This is a genomic window from uncultured Allofournierella sp. (assembly GCA_944382705.1).
Lineage (GTDB): Bacteria > Bacillota > Clostridia > Oscillospirales > Ruminococcaceae > Allofournierella.
This window is the reverse complement of sequence record CALWNE010000013.1, coordinates 23,142-42,817: the sequence shown is the minus strand read 5'-3', so window position 1 is coordinate 42,817 and position 19,676 is coordinate 23,142. Positions and strand designations below refer to the sequence as shown.

The 19,676-nt window shown below is 57.5% G+C and carries 18 protein-coding genes and 1 riboswitch; of the genes, 7 read left to right on the top strand and 11 right to left on the bottom strand.

The features are described from left to right. The first annotated feature begins 29 nt into the window (after nt 1-29). The gene (feoB, locus tag ACH2EM_RS01890; RefSeq protein ID WP_395150360.1) at nt 30-2,222 is read left to right on the top strand and encodes a ferrous iron transport protein B; all 2,193 of its coding nucleotides are present in this window, start codon (nt 30-32) and stop codon (nt 2,220-2,222) included. A gap of 102 nt (nt 2,223-2,324) precedes the next feature. Continuing rightward, complete coding sequence (locus ACH2EM_RS01885) at nt 2,325-2,696, top strand: heavy-metal-associated domain-containing protein (protein ID WP_395150359.1); 372 nt, start codon at nt 2,325-2,327, stop codon at nt 2,694-2,696. A 176-nt stretch (nt 2,697-2,872) separates the two neighbouring features. On the opposite strand, the gene ACH2EM_RS01880 is transcribed toward ACH2EM_RS01885, so the two are convergent. The 6 genes from ACH2EM_RS01880 to ACH2EM_RS01855 form a co-directional block, all read right to left on the bottom strand. Then, nucleotides 2,873-3,793 carry a zinc dependent phospholipase C family protein gene (locus ACH2EM_RS01880; RefSeq protein ID WP_395150358.1) on the bottom strand — a complete coding sequence of 307 codons (921 nt, stop codon included), beginning with the start codon at nt 3,791-3,793 and terminating at the stop codon, nt 2,873-2,875. Between the two features lie 111 nt (nt 3,794-3,904). Beyond that, nucleotides 3,905-5,293: an MFS transporter gene (locus tag ACH2EM_RS01875; protein WP_395150357.1), complete on the bottom strand. Its 1,389-nt coding sequence runs from the start codon at nt 5,291-5,293 to the stop codon at nt 3,905-3,907. Between the two features lie 307 nt (nt 5,294-5,600). Continuing rightward, nucleotides 5,601-6,470, bottom strand: a complete 870-nt coding sequence (locus ACH2EM_RS01870; RefSeq protein WP_395150356.1) for a hypothetical protein — start codon at nt 6,468-6,470, stop codon at nt 5,601-5,603. Between the two features lie 15 nt (nt 6,471-6,485). Continuing rightward, a complete protein-coding gene (locus ACH2EM_RS01865) occupies nt 6,486-7,055 on the bottom strand; it encodes a hypothetical protein (protein WP_395150355.1) in 570 nt (189 codons plus the stop codon). 7 nt (nt 7,056-7,062) lie between these two features. After that, nucleotides 7,063-7,572: a hypothetical protein gene (locus ACH2EM_RS01860; RefSeq protein WP_395150354.1), complete on the bottom strand. Its 510-nt coding sequence runs from the start codon at nt 7,570-7,572 to the stop codon at nt 7,063-7,065. Then, entirely contained in the window at nt 7,573-8,097 is a 525-nt protein-coding gene (locus ACH2EM_RS01855) for an RNA polymerase sigma factor (RefSeq protein ID WP_395150353.1), read from the bottom strand. On the opposite strand from ACH2EM_RS01855, the gene ACH2EM_RS01850 reads away from it, so the two are divergent. The 5 genes from ACH2EM_RS01850 to ACH2EM_RS01830 are packed head-to-tail and all read left to right on the top strand — an operon-like array spanning nt 8,089 to nt 12,639. Next, nucleotides 8,089-8,496 carry a hypothetical protein gene (locus ACH2EM_RS01850; protein ID WP_395150352.1) on the top strand — a complete coding sequence of 136 codons (408 nt, stop codon included), beginning with the start codon at nt 8,089-8,091 and terminating at the stop codon, nt 8,494-8,496. The two genes, ACH2EM_RS01855 and ACH2EM_RS01850, sit on opposite strands and share 9 nt — an antisense overlap. Then, a complete protein-coding gene (locus tag ACH2EM_RS01845) occupies nt 8,435-9,265 on the top strand; it encodes a cell division protein FtsQ (protein WP_395150351.1) in 831 nt (276 codons plus the stop codon). The genes ACH2EM_RS01850 and ACH2EM_RS01845 overlap by 62 nt, the downstream gene beginning before the upstream one ends. 25 nt (nt 9,266-9,290) lie before the next feature. Further along, nucleotides 9,291-11,006, top strand: a complete 1,716-nt coding sequence (locus ACH2EM_RS01840) for an ABC transporter ATP-binding protein (RefSeq protein ID WP_395150350.1) — start codon at nt 9,291-9,293, stop codon at nt 11,004-11,006. After that, on the top strand, nt 10,996-11,823 hold the full coding sequence (locus ACH2EM_RS01835) for an energy-coupling factor transporter transmembrane component T family protein (RefSeq protein ID WP_395150349.1): 828 nt from the start codon (nt 10,996-10,998) through the stop codon (nt 11,821-11,823). Before ACH2EM_RS01840 ends, ACH2EM_RS01835 begins: the two co-directional genes overlap by 11 nt. An 18-nt stretch (nt 11,824-11,841) precedes the next feature. Further along, nucleotides 11,842-12,639 carry a PHP-associated domain-containing protein gene (locus ACH2EM_RS01830; protein WP_395150348.1) on the top strand — a complete coding sequence of 266 codons (798 nt, stop codon included), beginning with the start codon at nt 11,842-11,844 and terminating at the stop codon, nt 12,637-12,639. 71 nt (nt 12,640-12,710) lie between these two features. Here ACH2EM_RS01830 and ACH2EM_RS01825 read toward each other — a convergent pair whose 3' ends face one another. The 5 genes from ACH2EM_RS01825 to ACH2EM_RS01805 all read right to left on the bottom strand — a co-directional run bounded on the left by ACH2EM_RS01825 (nt 12,711) and on the right by ACH2EM_RS01805 (nt 19,670). Next, a complete protein-coding gene (locus ACH2EM_RS01825) occupies nt 12,711-13,472 on the bottom strand; it encodes an exodeoxyribonuclease III (protein ID WP_395150347.1) in 762 nt (253 codons plus the stop codon). 357 nt (nt 13,473-13,829) lie between these two features. After that, nucleotides 13,830-14,576, bottom strand: a complete 747-nt coding sequence (locus ACH2EM_RS01820; protein ID WP_395150346.1) for an amino acid ABC transporter ATP-binding protein — start codon at nt 14,574-14,576, stop codon at nt 13,830-13,832. A 4-nt stretch (nt 14,577-14,580) separates the two neighbouring features. Then, nucleotides 14,581-16,269: an ABC transporter substrate-binding protein/permease gene (locus tag ACH2EM_RS01815; RefSeq protein ID WP_395150345.1), complete on the bottom strand. Its 1,689-nt coding sequence runs from the start codon at nt 16,267-16,269 to the stop codon at nt 14,581-14,583. A gap of 165 nt (nt 16,270-16,434) precedes the next feature. After that, nucleotides 16,435-16,616, bottom strand: a riboswitch (Lysine riboswitch). A 73-nt stretch (nt 16,617-16,689) separates the two neighbouring features. Then, the gene (locus ACH2EM_RS01810; RefSeq protein WP_395150344.1) at nt 16,690-17,727 is read right to left on the bottom strand and encodes a M42 family metallopeptidase; all 1,038 of its coding nucleotides are present in this window, start codon (nt 17,725-17,727) and stop codon (nt 16,690-16,692) included. A 23-nt stretch (nt 17,728-17,750) separates the two neighbouring features. After that, nucleotides 17,751-19,670, bottom strand: coding sequence for an NAD(+) synthase (locus ACH2EM_RS01805; RefSeq protein ID WP_395150342.1), 1,920 nt, complete (start codon nt 19,668-19,670; stop codon nt 17,751-17,753). Nucleotides 19,671-19,676 lie beyond the last annotated feature (6 nt).

Genomic DNA, 19,676 nt, shown 5'->3' with positions numbered 1-19,676 from the left:
GCCCCACATTATTTTTTGGAGGAATCAACATGGCCACTACCATTACCATTGCTTTGGCCGGCAACCCAAACTGCGGCAAAACCACCATGTTCAATGCCCTCACCGGCTCCAACCAGTATGTTGGCAACTGGCCGGGCGTTACGGTGGAAAAAAAGACCGGCAAGCTTAAAAGCGATACCTACCTGGAGGACGCCAACATCACCGACCTGCCCGGCGTGTACTCCCTTTCTCCCTATACGCTGGAGGAAGTCGTTACCCGTGACTACATTCTGCAGGAGCACCCCGATGTAATTTTGAACCTGGTGGACGCCACCAACATCGAGCGCAACCTCTACCTTACCACCCAGCTGATTGAAACCGGCATTCCGGTGGTGATTGCTCTGAATATGTGCGATTTGCTGCGCAAAAGCAAAACCACCATCGATATTCCGGGCCTTTCCGCCCGGCTGGGCTGCCCCATTGTGGAAACCAGCGCCCTCAAGGGCACCGGCCTGGTGGAGGCCGTAAACCAGGCCATCCAAACCGCAAAACGCAAGGCCCCCAAGCCCGCCCCCATCTTTGACCAGGCTTTGGAGCAGGTACTGGGTCAGATTACCAGCCAGCTGCCCAGCTCGGTGCCCGCTCAGCAGCAGCGGTGGTATGCCATTAAGCTGCTGGAGCAGGACAGCAAGGTGCTGGAGCAGCTGGGTTTTGCCAAGGACTCCAATCCCTTCCTGGCCTCTACCAAGGCGGTGGAAGCACAGTTTGAGGACGACGCAGATGCCGTGGTAACCGACCAACGGTATCAGTACATCCAGCAGCTGGTGGCCGCCGTGGTAAAACGCCATCAGAATGAGCGCACCTTGTCCGACCGCATCGACCAGATTGTTACCAACCGTGTGCTGGGCCTGCCCATCTTTTTTGCCATCATGTGGGCGGTATACTTTATTGCCGTTTCCACCGTAGGCACCTGGGTCACCGACTGGACCAACGATGTTCTGGTAGTTTCGGTGCAGGAGGCAGTGGCTGGCCTGTTTGCCTCGGCAGGTGTAAGCGAGGTTCTTATCGACCTGGTTTGCAATGGTATTATTGGCGGTGTGGGTGCCGTGCTGGGCTTTGTTCCCCAGATGGCCATTCTGTTTTTGTTCCTGAGCTTTCTGGAGGACTGCGGCTACATGGTGCGCATCGCCTTTGTGATGGACCGCATTTTCCGCCACTTTGGCCTGTCCGGCAAAAGCTTCATTCCCCTGCTGATTTCCTCCGGCTGCGGCGTGCCCGGCATCATGGCTTCCAAAACCATCGAGCAGGAAAGTGACCGCCGCCTCACCATCATGACCGCTACCTTTGTGCCCTGTGGTGCAAAGCTGCCCGTGATTGCTCTGCTGAGCGCCGTCATGGTGGAATACGCCACCGGCAGCAAGCTGCTGGCCGCCAACCTGGCCCCCATCATGTATGTGGTGGGCGTGGCTGCGGTGCTGCTTTCCGCCATCATGCTCAAAAAAACCAAGCCCTTTTCCGGCAAGCCCGCTCCCTTTGTTATGGAGCTGCCTGCCTACCATATGCCCTCTGCAAAAACCGTTCTGATGCATGTATGGGATCGGCTGAAGGGCTACCTGATTAAGGCAGGTACCGTTCTGTTTGTGGCCTGTGCCATCATGTGGTTTTTGTCCAGCTACGGCTTGGAAAACGGCACCTTTGGGCTGGTGGAGGAAACTCAGAACTCCTTCATGGCCCTTCTGGGCGGCCTCATCGCCTTTTTGTTTGCTCCCCTGGGCTTTGGCGAGTGGCAGCCTGTGGCCGCATCGATTTCCGGATTCACCGCAAAGGAAGCCATTGTTACCACCATGGCTGTGCTGGCCAATGTATCTGAGGACCTGGCCGAAGAAACCAGCGTGGTGGCCGGTGCCATCCACTCCTGGTTCCCCTCCATTGCTGCTGCGGCTTCCTTCCTGGTATTTAACCTGCTCAACAGCCCCTGCCTGGCGGCCATTGCCACCATGGCCAAGGAGATGCAGGACCGCAAGTGGTTCTGGTTCGCCATCATCTACCAGAATGTATTTGCTTATGCCGTTGCCCTGATGGTTTTCCAACTGGGCGGCCTGGTAAGCGGTGCCGTATCCTTTAATTTCTGGACTGTGGTGGCCCTGGCGGTGCTGGCAGGCATGCTGTTCCAGCTGTTCCGGCCAGACCCCAACAAGGCCAGCAGCTCGGTTTCTAAAACCGCTGTGGAGTCTGCTCGCTAAACAATTTTAATAGTTCACCCGGCCAGCTGGCCTGGTGCTCCGGCATCCGGCAGCCCCCTGGGCTACCGGATGCCTTTTTTCAAGAAAGAAGGTAGATTTTTTATGTCCCCTGCGGATTTTGTTGTAATTGCCGTTCTGGCCCTGCTGCTGGTTCTGGCTCTGGCTTTCATGACCGGCCGCTTGGGCGGCAAAAAAGGTTGCTGCGGCGGCTGTGCAGGATGCAGCAGCGCCGGTGCCTGCGGCATTTCCTCCCAGCAGCAGGCCCAGGCCACCCACACCTTTCGGGTGGAGGGGTTACAGTGCGAACGGTGCGCCAAAGCCGTGGAACAGGCTCTGGCAGCCCTGCCCGGCGTAAACCTGGTACACTGCGATGCAAAAACCGGCACCGGCTGGCTCAAGGCAGAGGGCGAGGTATCCCCTCAAAGCATGGCCCAGGCGGTGGAAAAAGCCGGCTATCGGCTGCATCAAGGCTGACCCCTGCCCCGCTCTGTGCAAAGGCCCGCTTCTGCCTTTTGCACAAGCGGGCCTTTTTTTAGCCGATTTATCACAAACGCCCCTGCACTTTGTGCAGGGGCGTTTCGCTTTGTTATGGGCAAGCAGGGCAAAAAGCCTGTCTCTTTTTGTTATGCCAAACTCTCCGGCTATGGCTTTTATCCCTGCTGGGCGGGAGCGCTGCGCTCATCCGGCAGGCCGGACAGGTAACTGTTGGAGCCAATGCACTCCATAGCCTGCTCCATGCTCTGGTTGCCGTCCCACACCTGCTGGGCCGCCTTCATGCACTGGGCGCTGCGGTGGGCAGCCTGCTCCAGCAGCTGCCACACCGTTTCGGTCTGCTGCTGATGGGTAAAGGGGTTTTTCCATACCTGGGGCAAACCCTGGCCCTCATCTCCGCCCCGCAGGTGGGCCGGAGTTACATGGCCGGTGATGAAACCTCTGCCGCCAAACAGCGGCTCCACCAGCCAGAACAGCCCGTATTTCAGCCGCAGTCGGCTCACAAACAAGCTGCGCATCAAGCGGGTGTGGGCAAAGGTATCCTGCAAGGCTGCAAGGCTCACCTGCTGGCCCAAGGTCTTTTGCAGCGCCGTTTGCAGCAGTGCTGCCGCCTGGGTACAGCTCTTACGGCTCATAAGGGGGGTGGTGTCCTGCACCGGAACGCTCCCCTTGCCGGTATCCCGTTTGTGGAGCACGCTGTCCAGCGCAATTTCAAAGTAGCCATGCCCCCCCGCCATGCCGTACAGCTGGCCCGGCCGGGTAATGGCCACCACATAAGGATGCACCACGCAGTCGGTGGCATAATGGCACAAAAAGCCCAGCACATAGCTGCGCTCCTGGGGGGTCTTGGCCTGTTCAATCAGGCTCTGCAAAAACACTCCGGTATTTTCATCGTGAAGCCTGTCCCCCAAAAGGGGCAGATTTTCGCCCCGCTTGGCCGCCTTGCGCCATACCCGGTAGCAAAACAAAACATCCGGTCCGTTGGCTCCACAGGCAAAGGCCTCCCTGTCCGGCACCATGATTTCGGCCAGCTGGGCCGCCTGCCGGGCGGTGCGCACATGGGTATACCCTTCGGGCATACACTCACCTCTCTCACATAAGTTATCCTAATTTCTGTTAATTGCAAAGGGCGGGCAGAGTGCTGTTATCCCCTCTGCCCGCCCTTATTTTACACTTTTCGAGTTCTTTTTTCAAACATTCTGTCCACAGGCAGTCTGCTGCTGCTTATTGATGCACCGGGGCAATACAAAAAAGTAAAGACCGGCACCCACAAAAAAGATGAGCAGCAGGCTCAGAATTCCCCAGGGTGCGGCAGCGCTGTCCACCATTTTAAGCACCTCCGGCTCTGCCTGGCTGCGGGTTAAGCCCATCTGGGCCAGCTTTACATTGGCCGCAACCGAGCTGCTTACGCCCACCAGCGCCGGGCCCATGATGGCACTGAACTTGCCAAAAATATCATAGAAGCCAAAAAACTCGCCGCTGCGCTTTTTATCGGGAATCATCTTGCCAAACATGCTGCGGCTCAATGCCTGGATACCGCCCTGGCTGGTGGCCACCAAAACCGCCATCACCCAAAACTGCCAAACTTCTCTTAAAAAGAAGGCATACACCGTTACGCCCATGTAAATGCAGATGGCCACACCCACCATGCGCCAGGCCCCAAACCGCTCGCTGGCCTTGATGTACAGCAGGCAGAAGGGCAGGCCCAGCACCTGCACCAGCAGCAGCGCCAGCATCATGCTGGTGGAGTCCAGACCCAGGGTATCGCCGTAGCTGGTGGCCATGTGAATGATGGTGTTCACCCCATCGATGTAAAAGAAGTATGCCAGCAGATACACCAGCATGGCCTTGTGCCGAACGATTTCCTTTATCGTACCTCCAAGGCCCAGCACCGCCCGGCGCACAGCACCCTTTGGCGCCTCGGTGTAGCTTTTCTGCTGGACATTTTTCAGCATGGGAAGGCTGAACACAAGCCACCACACGGCGGTCATGCCAAAAGCGAAGGACAAACAAAACAGGATTTTATCGCTGCCCAGCACCAGATTCAAAATCAAAAACACCAGCAGCGGAATGGTAGAGCCGCCAATGTAGCCCATGCCGTACCCCATGGTGGATACCTTGTCCATCCGGTCCTCACTGGTAACATCGCTCAAAAAACTGTCGTAGTAAAGGTTTGCTCCCGCAAAGCCAATGGTGGATAGGATGTACAGCACAAGCACTGCCATACCCACCCGCTCCGCTGTGCCGGGGGTAACAAAGTCCATCATGGGGGCAGCAGCCAGCAACCCGCAGGATACCACGCCCACCAGCATAAAGGCTGTAAACAGCTTTTTGCGCATTCCTTTAAAATCGCCCAAAACACCCAGCACCGGGGCCAGCAAGGCCACAATGCCCATGGCCGCACTGGTGGCATAGCCCCAGGTGCTCATGCCAGAAGCAGCATCCGCCATGTAGCCCACCACCGTATTGTAAAAAATCGGCAGGATTGTAACCACAATCACCGAATGGGCACTGTTGGCCCAGTCATACATCATCCAGCTTTTTTCCTCTTTTGAATAGCCGTTCAAAAGCTTTTTCATGTTCCACCTCTCCAAAGCCCCAAAGGGAAAAATAGTTCTATTTTTTGAAGGATTCCTAGTCAGTTTAGCACGGCAGACCGGAAAGCACAACCAAATTTTCGCAAAATATTCCCTTATCCGCCCCAAACAAACTTTGCGTTCCTCTGCCAATCCCTTTTGCCCAAGGGTTTGCTCCCTGCGCAAACCTGCAAAAATCAGCCCCCTGCACCAAGGTGCAGGGGGCTGCTTTTTGTGTTGTAATATGGCGTTAAAATCCGGGAACTCGCTGCAGTTCAGCCGGCTGGAACACTTTTAAAAAACCATTCCATCAGGGGGCATCGGCATTTTCCGCCACGGCCTGCTCGTATCCCTGTCGAAAGCCTTCCTCGTAACCTTCGTTGCGGGCTTGTTCTTGCTGTTCTTCCTGTGCCATGGACTCCAATTCCTGCTGGCTGTACCAGCCGCCATCCTGCCAGTAGCCAACCTGTACTTTCTGGGTCAGGCCCTCCAGGCTCAGGCCCAGCTCCACCTGGCTGTTGCAATCCAGCGAGTACATGACCTCACGGCCCTGCTCATCCAGCCCTTCTGCTTTCAAAAACAGCCGCCTTGTGTGAATCTGTTCCAGTGCCGGTTTTATCTGCTGGGCCAGCTGGGCCAGTTCTCGGGCGCTGTTCACCGGGGCCAGCCCAACCGCGTCCACCGTAACATCCGCTGCCTTTTCCAGGGTGGGCTGGGTGCCGTCCAGCGGCGTGCTTGCCCACACATTGACTTTGCATTCCTTCAGGCTGTCCTGGGGCAGCTCCTTGACCAGAATCTCCATGGCCTGCTGCTCTAACCCCACCTGCTGTGCCGTTCCATAGGCTTGCTGATACCGCAGATACTGATAAATCAACCCTACCCCCATGCTGCCGCACAGCAGAAAAAAGCACAGGAACATACTCATTATATCGTACCGGAGTTTTGCCTTGGTTTTGCTGGCGGATGCCACCAGCACTTCCATACCCAGCGCCACCAACAGCAGCGGGCAGAGTTTTGCCGCCAGCTCCAGATTAATGGCTGGCACCCAGTAGCTGGCCGCAAGCACTGCGCCGCCCAGTACCAGGGCCAGGCCCATGGTCACGGTGCCCACCCGGCGCACCGGAGCCTCCGGGGCCCTGTGTGTTTGCGAGCCTTGGGCCATGGATTCCGTCTGCATCATAACATCTGCCCTCCTTTACTGTTCCGGGTCGTAGGGGATATAGTCCGGCTCCTTGTCTGCACCAATCTTTTCGTCCTTGCTGCTGCCGCCCCGAATAAGCCACACGCCTGCCGCCACAAACACCAGGCCCACCGCCAGATTGGGCAGCCCCTGAATCAGGGAGCGCACAATGTTTACCAGAGGGTTATCATAACCAAACCAGTCGCTCAGGTACCATACCCAGGGGTTGATGAAATTTTCGTACAGCATATAAACGCCCACCAGCACCAGACCGCCGCCCACCAGCTTGTTCTTGCGCCGGGCCAGCTCAAGGCCTTCCTGCCAGTGATCCAAGCCCAGGCAAAACTCATCGGGCGGGTAGATGCCGTTTTTCATCTGTGCACGCAGATTCAGCGCATCAAAAAAGCTGTACATATACGCCACACCGCACAGCACCAATACGGGGGTAATAAACATCGCCCCCACCATAATAATCAGGGCAAACACCAGCACCTGGCTCAAGCCTCGTTTCATGTAACCCTGATACATCTGGCCCGCACCGGGCACAAAGGCAAACAACAGGGTAAGCAATGGATTTTTAAGCATAATCAAATCACTCCTTTATGGAATCGTCTCGTTCAAATAGCTGTGCAAGCCAGCCTTGCAAATCCGGCTGTCGGTTTTGTTTTTGCTGGGTATCAGGGTGGTGCTGCGGCCCCAGCCGCTCCAGCCAGCCGGGCTTTTTGTCTGGCACCTGCTGGCTTTGGCTTGTGTGGGGCAGGGGATTGCTGCTTTTCTGCAAGGTATCCAACGCCCCGGTAAATACTCCGCTGTACCAGAAGGCCCCTGTAATGGCCACTGCTGCCACCGCTGCCGCATAACGCTGCACCTGCGTGCGCACCTTCCTGCCAAGCAGTCTGCGCATTACCGGCAGAACCTGGGGTGTGGAGGGCTCCATCAGCTGCGGTTCTTCCAGCAGCTGGGTATACCGCAGCAGGCACTCATCGCAAAAACTCAGGTGCTCTGCTGCTTCCAGCCTTTGCAGCTCGTCCAGCGTACCGGCAAGCAGGGCCTGCAATCCCTCATCTGTTAAATGTCCATTGTTGCAAAACAGCTCCGGCATTCACAAAACACCCCTTTCCTTGATTTGTTGCTGCAACAGTCTTTTGGCCCGGTAAATTTGGGTATGTACCGTTTTGGGCGGCCTGCGCAGCGCCTGGGAAATCTCATCCACACTTTTTTCCTCCAAGAAATACAACACAGAAACCTGTAAATAGGGCTCCTTCAGCTGCCGTACCAACTTGCCAATGGCCTGGGCCTCCGCCTTGCTCACGGTTAAATCCTCCGGGCCGGGTTCAAAGGTAAGGGCCGCAGCGGTGGAACCCTGAGGCATTTTTTCATCCCCAGGTGCTGTGACCCTGCGGTTCCAGGCACTTTTTAAATGATCCTTTGCCTTGTTGGTGGCAATACGGGCCAGCCAGGGCCGGTAGCTTTCCGGCGGGCAATCTTCCATATGGGCAAAAGCAGACACAAAGGTTTCCTGGGTCAGGTCTTCTGCCAGCTGATGGTCCCGCACCAGCTGGTAGCACACGGTGTACACCAGCCGCTGATATTGCTCCACCAAGGTGGAAAATTGTGCATGGGTCACACCGCCCGACCTCCCTTCTGTGTTTCTTTCTCTCATGTAACGACGGAGGGGCTTCAATCTACTTCAATCTTCTGCAAAAATTTTTATCTGCCATTGGGCTCCTTTCTGTTCCGCAAGCAGTTTGCATTTATTTTACATGATAACAAGCCGGGCAAACAAGCAGCAAATGCCAGCATTAAGCCAATTTCTTTTGGGGCAGGGCATTTGGAGCCTCAAGTTGCTTTAAAAACCAGCTGGCAATTTAACCAGCTTTTTACGCTGTACTGCAAGCAAACCTTACAACCCCTTTGCTACACTAAACGCAATCCCTTTTATTTCATCGACAGGAGGAATTACCATGAACACCCCCCATTGCGGCCAGCCCACTGCTGCCCAAAAACGAATGATTTTTATGCTTAGTATGTCTCTGTACGGCCTTGCCACCCTGTTTACCGAACTCATCCCCAAAATTCAGGTGGGCCTTGTGGAATTTTCGGTGGAGTACTTTTTGTTCATCCCCCTTACCCTGGCCATTCTCTTTGACCCCCTGAGCGCAGCGCTGGGCGCTTCCACCGGCGAGCTGGTATTCAGCGAGATTATGCTGGGCCAGTTCAGCGGGCTGGGCGAGCTGGAAAAGTTTGCAACGGTGGCCATTGGCGTTTATGTGGCCGGCCGGATGGTGCGGGACCCCCGCAACAAGCTTTCGGTGGGCATTGCCGCCTTTACCGGCACCGCACTGCAGCTGCTGATGGGCACCATTGTGGACATCCTGAAGGTGCAGCTGGCTGTGGAGGACTTTGAAGCCGTTGCCGGCCTGCCGGAAAGCGTTTATATTACCGAGGGCTTTGCCTTTTTGAACGATGTTTTGTTCTCCGGCATTCTGTTCTGCCTGCTGCCCACCCTTTACCTGGTGCCCCGCCTGTACGGCAAAATGGAACCCCTGCTGGGTATGCAGCCCCGCACCCAGCGCATGGGCGGCGTAAGCCCCCTGCTGGTTGTTGGCTGCCTGGCCACCTTTGCCGCCGCCTGCGCCGCAGAACTGGCCGCTACCGCCGGTCTGGAGCTATTTAGCTGGGAAGCCAGCTGGGCCGAAAGCGGCACCGCCCTGGCCATGGGCATGACCTTTGCCGCTGCCCTTGCCGTTGCGGTACTGCTGGTGCTGCGCCGCCGCAGCAAGACCCCCTGCTAAACACAGAAAGGAATCGTTTTTTGCTATGAATGCCCTTCAACTTTCCCATGTTACCTTCACCTACCCCGGAGCGGACCGCCCCACCCTGCGGGATGTGAGCTTTGCTGTAAAGCAGGGGGATTTTTTGGCCATCATCGGCAACAATGGCTGCGGCAAATCCACCCTGTGCAAACTTCTCAACGGGCTAATTCCCCATTTTATCGCCGGGCAGCTGGAAGGCCAGGTTCTGGTGCAGGGCATTTGCACCCTGGAGCATACCGTGGGCCATCTGGCCCAGAAGGTGGGCTATGTGTACCAGGATTTTGAAAACCAGATTGTGCGCCCCACCGTTCTGGACGATGCTTCCTACGCCTGCCTGAACTACGCCCATGCAGACTATCTTGACCGGGGCCGTCAGGCCCTGGCTCAGTGCGGCCTGTCCGGTATGGAGCAGGAGTATGTATGGCAGCTCTCCGGCGGCCAGACCCATCTGCTGGCTTTGGCCGGGGCTGTTGCTCTGGGGCCGGATATTCTGATTTTGGATGAACCCATTGCCCAGCTGGACCCTGCCCATGCAGACCAGATTTATGAGGTTTTGCAGTACCTGAACCGGGAACTGGGCAAAACCATTGTGGTGATTGAGCACCACACCGAATACATTGCCCACTACTGCCAAAGCGTGCTGCTTTTGCGGGATGGCGCCGTACAGTGGCAGCTGCCTACCCAGCAGGCCCTCCAGCGTGTGGAGGAACTGAGCCGCTGCAGCATTGTGCCCCCTCAAACCACCCAGACCGCCCACCTGCTGGTCCAGCGGGGGCTGCTGCATCCCGGTGCAGAGCTGCCCACCACCCCCCAGCAGGCCCGGCAGGCACTGGGCCATCTGCGGCTGGCTCCACCTCAAAATTTGCAAAACCCCGCCGGCATTGCGGCAGATGCACCCCCTGCCATCCAGCTGCAAAACATTCACCTGCACCACAGCACGGTACAGGGCAAACCCCGTGCCCTGTTTCAGGGGCTGGATCTTTCCATTCTGGAAGGGCAGCGGGTAGCCTTGGTGGGCTCCAACGGTGCGGGCAAATCCACCCTGCTCAAATTGCTGGTGGGCCTTCAGCGCCCCACCCAGGGCGACATCTCCCTGCTGGGGGAGAGCATTCTGGGCAAGCAGCCGGAGGAACTGGCCCAAACCATCTCCCTTGTGTACCAAAACCCGGAGGAAATGTTCATTAAAGATTCCATCCAGGCAGACATCGCTTATGCCATGGAGGTGCGCCAGGTGGAGCAGTGGCCCCAGCGCTGCCAGGAGCTTCTGCGCCGGTTTGCCCTGGAACCGCTGGCCCACCGGGATGGCCGGCTGCTTTCCGGCGGACAGATGCGCCGGGCCAGCCTGGCCATTGGCGTGGCCTTGCAGCCGGCTGTGCTGTTGCTGGACGAACCCACCGCCAACCTGGACATTGCCACCCGCCGGGAGGTGCTGAACCTGCTGGTGGATTTGAAGGACAGCCTTCATACCGCCATCATTGCCACCCATGATATGGAGCTGGTTTGCCAGTGGGCGGACCGAATCATTGTGCTGTGCCAGGGCCAGGTGGTGGCGGACGGCAGCCGGGAGGAAATTTTCGGCAATGTCCAGCTGGCCCAGCAGGTGGGCATCCGGCCGCCGGAAATTTTCCGTCTGGCCCAGCAGCTGAACCCGGAGCTTCGGTGCTATACGGTGGAAGATTTTATTAACTGCGTGCAGGAGGATGCAGCTCATGCTCAATAAACTTTCGGAAAATATTTTAGACAAGTTTTCCATGGAATTTTTGCGCACCCAGGTGCTCAAAAACGCCTACGGCAACACCGATACATTCATTGCCCGGCTGGATCCCCGGGTGCTGCTGGTGTGGTATCTGTTTTTTGGTCTGGTGCCCTGGTTTGTACAGGATGTATTCTTTTTGCTGGGCTGTTTTTTGCTGGTGGCACTTACCACCCTCATGGCCCGGGTGGCTGGCCTTGTGCTGTTTTTGTTTGGCCTTGGTGTGTTTTCCCAAACAGGGCTGCTGCTGTTAACCACCCTTTTCTTTGGGGGCAACGGTACAGCCCTTGGCCCCCTGCTGGTGCTCAGTCTTAAAATTGCCACCGTTTCGCTGGCTTCCATTACGGTATTTTCCGGCCTGGACCCGGACCGTCTCAGCTGCGGCCTGCTGTGGTTTGGCTGCCCGGATCAGCTAAGCTTTTCCATCTCCTATGCCTACCGGATGCTGCCCATGCTCATGCAGGAATTCCAGAATGTGCTGCTGTCCTTCCGGCTGCGGGGCAATCCCCCCTCCCATGCAACCCTCTGGGGCAAGGTAAAGTATCTGGCTTACCAGATTAAGCTGATTGTATGGGCCTTTTATCCCCTGATGCTGAACACCGCCAAGCGGGCCCGTACCACCGTAGAAGCGCTGGAACTGCGGGGCTTTCGGCAGGCAGGCGAAAATAAAGCAGTACGGCAGCTGAAACTCAGCTGTCTGCGCATCCGCTGGGACGATTTGCTGTTCTGTGCCGTTTCTGCCCTGTGGGTGTGCAGTGTCATTCTGGTAAGCACCCTGGTGTAATTAAAATGAGGTGATGTTGTGCTGATTGATTTTCATACCCATGGCAAGCTTGCCAAAAAGCTGCCCTTTTCGGTTGTTTATACCCGCTGGCTGTTTGAGGAAGCCCGCCGGGCCGGGCTGGACGGTCTGTGCCTCACCGAGCATTTCAACACCCTGCAATTTGACCAGCTCTATTCCTTTGTTGCCTCCATCAGCAGCCGCCAGGGGGATTGCCTGGTGCTGGAAAACGGGCTGCACATCCTGCCCGGCATGGAAACCGATGTGGCCGAAGGCGGTCATATTTTATCCATTGGCCCTCTGGAAGCAATTCTGGAACTGAACCGGCGGCTGGAACCCTATAAAGAGCGGCAGAACTTTCTGCCCTTTGCCCAGCTTTTGGATTTGCTGGAACAGTATCCTGTGCTCATTGGTGCCGGCCACCCCTACCGGGCACCGGGCCAGCTGCCCACCCTGCCCCGCCAGCAGCTGGAGCGGCTGCACTTTTTGGATCTGAACGGCAAGGACATGGCCCTGGATGCCCAGCGCACCCAGGCTCTCACCCAGCAGCTGGGCCAGGAGCTGGGTCTGCCGGTGGTGGCTGGCAGCGACACCCACCAGGCGGTGCAGTACGGCACCATTGCCACACGGTTTGAGCAGCCCTTCACCCAGCTAGAACAGCTGCATCAGCTAATGAGCGAGGGCCGTTATTCCATCGAGCTGGCCCCCAACGCAGCCTTTCTGGTGCGCACAGCCGGGCTTTTAAAACGCTCCCTCAAGGAGGTGCACGCTTTGGGGGGCGACTATGTCTCCCTGCTTACCGCCACCGGCCTGGACTAACCCCATACAGCACAGCAGCCCCCAACGGCAAAGCCGTTGGGGGCTGCATTTTTTGCCCCGAAGGGGCGGATTTAAAATTCCAAATCCAGAACAAGGCCCACCGGGCAGTGGTCACTTCCCTCGATGGCCGGGTAAATCAGGCTGTCCTGCACCTTATCCATCAGCCGCTGGGACACAATAAAATAGTCAATGCGCCACCCTGCATTGTTTTTGCGGGCGTTGAACCGGTAGCTCCACCAGCTGTACGCTCCCACTGCATCCGGGTAGAGGGTGCGGAAGGTATCGCAAAAACCGCTGTCCAGCAGCTGGGTCATCTTGCCCCGCTCCTGGTCCGAAAAACCGGCGTTGCCCCGGTTGCTTTTGGGGTTTTTCAGGTCAATCTCCTGATGGGCCACATTCAGGTCTCCGCAGTAGATCACCGGCTTTTTGGCGTCCAGTTCCAGCAGGTAGCTGCGCAGGTCATCCTCCCACTGCATCCGGTAGTCAATGCGGGCCAGGCCGTCCTGGGCGTTGGGGGTGTATACATTTACCAGATAAAACTCCGGGTATTCCAGGGTAATAGCCCGGCCCTCATGGCTGTGCTCCTCCTTGCCAATGCCGTACTGCACGCTCAGGGGCTGGTGGCGGCAGTAGCAGGCCGTGCCGGAATAGCCCTTCTTTTCGGCACTGTAAAAATACTGGGTATAGCCCTCCGGCTCAAACTCCGCCTGGCCGGGCTGGCATTTGGTCTCCTGCAAACTAACAATGTCTGCATCCAACTGGGCAAAGGCTTCGGCAAATCCTTTTTTTAGCACAGCCCGCAGGCCGTTCACATTCCAGCTAATAAGCTTCATGGGCAAAGGCTCCTTTTGTTATAATCGTATTGGTTCTGATTATAGACCATTCTGCCCCAAATCGCAAGGGCCGCCAAGTTTCCCACACAACAGCTCTTTCCCTGTTAAAAACTCTCCCCTTTTTGCCCTGCTCAACCTGGCTATGGCTTTGTGATTCAGCGTTGCCGGCAGCTTTTGGGGGTTCTGTAAGCGGGTGGGCCTTACAAACCGATGCAATCCTTTATGACTGCACTCTTTTGCCGGTGCCACTTTGCTGCATTTTCTGGGTATGGTGCTGCCTGTGCAAAAACCCCTCCTGCTGTCATTGCAGCAGAAGGGGTTTTGTTGCTATAGGATTTGAGGGTATTGTTATTGGCCTTACCCGTTGCGGAAACGGGCCAGAAATTCCTGGGTTCGCTGGTTTTGCGGTGCTTCAAAAATCTGCTGGGAGGTGCCCTCCTCGCAAATCAGGCCGTCTGCCATAAACACTACATGGTTGCTCACATCCCGGGCAAAGGCCATCTCGTGGGTTACCAAAATCATGGTCATACCCTCGTTGGCCAGGTCCCGCATGACCGAAAGCACCTCGCCCACCATCTCCGGGTCTAGTGCGCTGGTGGGTTCGTCAAACAGCAGCAGTTCCGGCTCCATGGCCAGGGCACGGGCAATGGCCACACGCTGCTGCTGACCGCCGGAAAGCTGCCGGGGCTTTGCGTTCACATACTCCGCCATACCCACCTTTTGCAGATAGGCCAGAGCCTTGGCATGGGCTTCCTCCTTGCTGCGGCCCAGCACCTTTTCCTGCCCAATCATGCAGTTTTGCAGCACGGTCATGTTGCTGAACAGGTTAAAGGACTGGAACACCATGCCCACCTTGGTGCGGTACTCGGTAAGGCTGCGGCCCTGCTGCACCGGCTGGCCGTGGAAGCTCACCTGGCCGCCGCTGGGTGTTTCCAGCAGGTTCAAACAACGCAGCAGGGTAGATTTGCCGCTGCCGGAAGGGCCGATGATGGTGGTTACATCGCCCTTTTTAACGGTAAAGTTAATATCCTTCAAAATGGTACGGGTGCCAAACTTTTTGCTCAGATGGCTTACCTGTACAATGGTATCGGTTTGCTGGCGCATGCGGTTACTCCCCCTTCTTGTTCAAATCCAGATTGCCGCTGGCCTGTGCCTTGCCGGTGTGGCGGGGGGCGTTCAGGCCGCCGGTCTGCTTTACCAGTGCATACTCGGACTCACCGTCCATGCGGCGTTCTGCCCAGCGCAGCACCGCAGAGCAAACCAGTGTCATAATCAGATAAATACCCATCTCAATCACAGCGGAGGGGAAGTAGGCGTAGGTTGCACCCACCACACCCTTGTGCACGCTGAACAGCTCGGCCACACCAATGATGAACAGCACCGAGGTATCCTTGATGTTGATGATCAGGTTGTTGCCCACCTGAGGCATAATGTTGCGCAGAGCCTGGGGCAGTACCACATACAGCATGGTTTGCAGATGGTTCATGCCAATGGCCTTTGCGCCCTCGGTCTGGCCCACAGGGATGGAAAGAATGCCGCCCCGCACCGACTCTGCCATGTAAGCGCCGGTGTTGACCGAAACAATAATCAACGCTGCACTCCACATATCCAGGTTCATGCCAAACAAAAAGGCCGCACCGTAAAAAATCAGCACCGCCTGCAAAATCATGGGCGTACCACGGAACACCTCCACATAGATGCGTAGCAAACCACGCACCAGCAGCAGAACGGCTTTTTTAACAACGCTGTCCCCCTGCTCCATGGGAATGGTCTGTACCACGCCGCAGGCCAGGCCGATGATGCAGCCGATGAGGGTACACACCACCGCAATGGCCACGGTAATGGCAGCACCTTTCAGGTAGCTGTCCCCGTAATTTTGCAGCAGGTAGGCAATCTGGGCAAAAAAGCCCTGGGGCAGACCGTCCGAAATCGGCTGGATGGCGATGGCCTCGTCCATCATGGCCTCAAAATCCTCGGCGGTCATGGTGTTCAGCACCTGGTTGATGGCATCCTTCAGCTGGGTGTTGCCCTTCTGCACCGAAATACCGATGTTCACATCCTCGCTGGATACCTGGAAGTTATCTTCCTGGCCGGTAAAGTCCAGCAGCACAAAATCGTGGTAGGCATTCAAAGCCGCCTTGGCGGTGGGAATATCGGTAACAATCAGGTTTACTCGGCCGGTTTCCAGTGCCATCAGCATGGCAGGTGCAGACTCCTGGGCGGCAAGGATGTTGCCCTGGGGAATCTGGGGCAGGCAGCCGTCGTACCAGATGGTGCCCAGCTGGCTGGTGGCGGTGGCGCCTTCCAGCTCAGAAAGGCCCTGGGCCTGAGCATAAGGGCTGTCCTGCCGGGTCAGGCCCACGATGGATGCGTAAAAATACGGTGCCGTAAAATCCACCGACTCCAGCCGTTCGCTGGTAATGGACTGGCCCGCAATCACACAGTCCACGGTGCCGCTCTGCACGGCAGGCACCAGCGAATCCCAGTCCAGCCGCTGAATCTCCAGCTCCATGCCCAGCTCCTGGGCAATCTTTTTGGCCATCATTACATCATAGCCGTTGGCGTAATCGCTGCTGTCCTTAATGGGCACTGCACCGTTTGCATCGGTGGGCTGGGTCCAGTTGTAGGGGGCATAAGCACACTCCATGGCCACGGTGAGCACATTGTCGCTGAGGGTATCCTGGGCATAAACCGCCGGGGTCAGGCCCACCAGCAGACAAAAGGCGGTGCAAAGGGCCAGCAAACCCGCCATCCCCGGCAGCCGCCGCCCGGCTGCCCGATTCATTTCTTCTCTCACTTACAATACCTTCCTTCCTGTTTTGCATCGCTGCGTATTGCCGCAAAAAAACAGCCGCCCTCCCGTTTGGGAAGACGGCTATCTGCAAAAACAGCGGAATGGTGCCCTGCTGGCCGCAACGGCCCAGGGCCACCGGGCAGGGCAAAAACTGCCCGCACCGATTCTGTTTTTGATAGCGCTTCACGAAACGAGGTTCGTGACAGTCCGGCGGATTTTCTCCGACGGCCCAGGCAAAGCCCCACAGACATGGGCACTTCCCTTCGGCGGTGTTCCCTTTCACACATGGCGGGGTGGTCTGCCCCAAAATGCCATGCGCTACTCATGCGCACCGCGCCTCTATCACAGCGATTGTTTGGATTTGCTTTACAAGTTACTATGTTTTTCCCGGTTTGTCAAGGGATTTTTACAAAAACCCAAAAATTAGCCGGTGTATGCCTTCAGCAGCTCCAGAGTGGCCATCATGCCCTTTACATGGCTGCGCTCGTACCCGTGGGAAGCATACACGCCCGGGCCAATCAGACCGTGCTTCACATCCCAGCCTGCCCGCAGGGCCGCTTCCGCATCCGAACCATAGAAGGGGTACACATCCACAGCGTAGTCCACCCCTGCCTTTTGTGCAGCCCGAACCAGGCCGTCCACCACCTGCCGGTGGTAGGGGCCGCCGCTGTCCTTGGCACAGATGGAAACCTGGTGCTCCTGGCAGTCCAGCCCCTCGCCTACACAGCCCATATCCACGCTGAGCACCTCGCCCACCTGCTGGGGCACCGAGGCGGAACCGCCATGGCCCACCTCCTCGAATACAGTCACATGATGGTAAATGGCACGCTGGGGCTGCACACCGCTCTCCTTCAGCCAGCGGGCATAGCCCAGCAGAATGGCCACGCTGAGCTTATCGTCCAGAAAACGGCTTTTAATGTAGCCGCTTTCGGTTACCTGGGTACGGGGGTCAAAGCAGACCACATCCCCATTGCCAATGCCCAGCTCCTGCACCTGCTGGCGGTTGCTGACCATCTCGTCAATCAGTACCTCCATGGTGTCCCAGCCACGCTTGGTGTTGCTGTATTCGCCGTTCACATGAACCGAGGCATCGGCCAGCTGGCAGGTGCCGGTGTACACCTGGCCGCTGCAGGTGTAAATGCGCACATTCTCGGCCTCGGCGTTGTTGGGGTTCATGCCGCCCAGGGGGGTAAGGGCCAGCCGGCCGTTGGGTTTGATGCGGCACACCATAGCACCCAGAGTGTCCAGATGTGCCTCCATCTGCAAGGCGTTATCCGGCTGGGTGCCGTCGCCCTCACACAGCTGCACAAACACGCCCCCCTTGCGGGTAAGGGTGGGCTGGTAGCCCAGAGCACGGTACTGCTCCATCAGATAGTCCGCAGCTGCCTGGGTAAAGCCACTGGGGCTGTCGATGGCCAGAATGGCCTTGGCCTGGCCGAGCATATAGTCCTTTTGATTCATGGAAAATTCATTCCTTTCTTGGTTTATTGTTCCTTCAGCTGGCGCACCTGTTCCAGCCAGAGGGTGGCACAGGCATCGCTGGGCATCCGCCAGTCCCCACGGGGGGAAAGGCTCACAGTTCCCACTTTGGGGCCGTCCGGCAGGCAGCTGCGCTTAAACTGCTGGGCAAAAAAGCGGCGGTAGAAGTTTTCCAGCCAGTGTACCAGCTGCTGCCGGGTGTAGGCAGTGCCAAAGGCCCGCTGGGCCAGCCAGAGAATTTTACCGGGGGCAAACCCCCACCGGATGGCATAGTACAGATAAAAATCGTGTAGCTCATAGGGCCCCACAATCTGTTCGGTCTGTTGAGCAATGTTGCCCTCCCCGTCTGCCGGCAGCAGTTCGGGGCTTACAGGGGTATCCAGAATATCCAGAAGTACCTCCTTCAAATCGGGGGCACTGGTGTAGGCCACTGTTTCCACAATGTGGCGCACCAGGGTTTTGGGCACCGAGCCATTCACCCCGTACATACTCATATGGTCACCGTTGTAGGTGGCCCAGCCCAGTGCCAGCTCCGAAAGATCGCCAGTGCCAATCACCAGGCCCCCCAGCCGGTTGGCCAGGTTCATCAGCACCAGGGTGCGCACCCGGGCCTGGGTGTTTTCGTAGGTTACATCCAGTACATCCTCGCTCTGGCCAATGTCTGCAAAGTTGCTGCGCACGGTCTGAGCAATGTTTACCTCCTGCAAGGTCACGCCCAGGGCACGGCAGAGCAGCTCTGCATTGGAGCGGGTGCGCTTGGTGGTGCCAAAACAGGGCATGGTCACCGCCACAATGTCCTTCAGGGGTTTGCCCATCCGCTCAAAGGCACGGGTCACCACCAGCAGAGCCAGGGTGCTGTCCAGCCCGCCGGAGATGCCCAGCACCGCACAGGCTGCATGGGTATGCTCCATCCGCTTGCGCAGGCCCTGGGCCTGCATCTCCAAAATGGCCTGGCAGCGGCGGGCACGCTCCTGGTCCTGGGCGGGCACAAAGGGCAAGGGTGCCACCGGCCGCACCGGCTGCCAATCGGTACAGGTGGGCTGCATGGCAACGCAGTGGTAGCCCTGGCGCTTTTGCGGGCCAAAGCTGGTGTTTTTCAGCCGCTCCGCCGCCAGCTTTTCCACATCCACCTCACTGACCACCATCTGGTCTGCAAAGAGGGGGCTTTCTGCCAGCACCGCTCCATTTTCGCAAATTAAATTGTGCCCTGCAAACACCAGGTCGGTGGTGGACTCGCCGCTGCCTGCATCTGTATAGAGGTAGCCGCACAGCAGCCGGGCGGACTGGCTGCTCACCAGACTGCGCCGATATTCTGCCTTGCCCACCAGCTCATCACTGGCCGAAAGATTCAGCACCAGGGTAGCCCCTGCCAGGGCGTGGGCTGCACTGGGCGAAACCGGCGCCCATAAATCCTCGCACAGCTCCACCGCCAGGCACAAAGCAGCATTTTGAGGGTGGCAGAACAGCAATTTGCTGCCAAAGGGCACCTGCTGGCCCAGCACCTCCACCCACATAACCTCCTCCGGCCCGCTCACAAAGCGGCGGCCCTCATAAAATTCGTTGTAGCTGGGCAGGTAGGTTTTGGGCACAAGGCCCAGCAATTTTCCTGCCTGAATCACAGCGGCGCAGTTGTAGAGTTTGCCCTGCACCACCAGGGGCAGGCCCACAGCGCAGAGCACCGGGCAATCCCCAGTGGCCTCCAGCACCTGGTTCAATGCCTGCAACGCTCCCTGCTGGAGCACCGGCTGCAAAAACAAATCCTCGCATGTGTAGCCGGTCAGGCCCAGTTCCGGCAAACAGAGCACCTCCACCCCCTGGGCATGGGCTGCCAGAATGGCCTGGATGGTCTGCCGGGCATTTGCGGCACAGTCCGCCACCCGAACCTGGGGTGTGGCACAGGCCACCTTAACAAAACCGTATTGCATACAAAT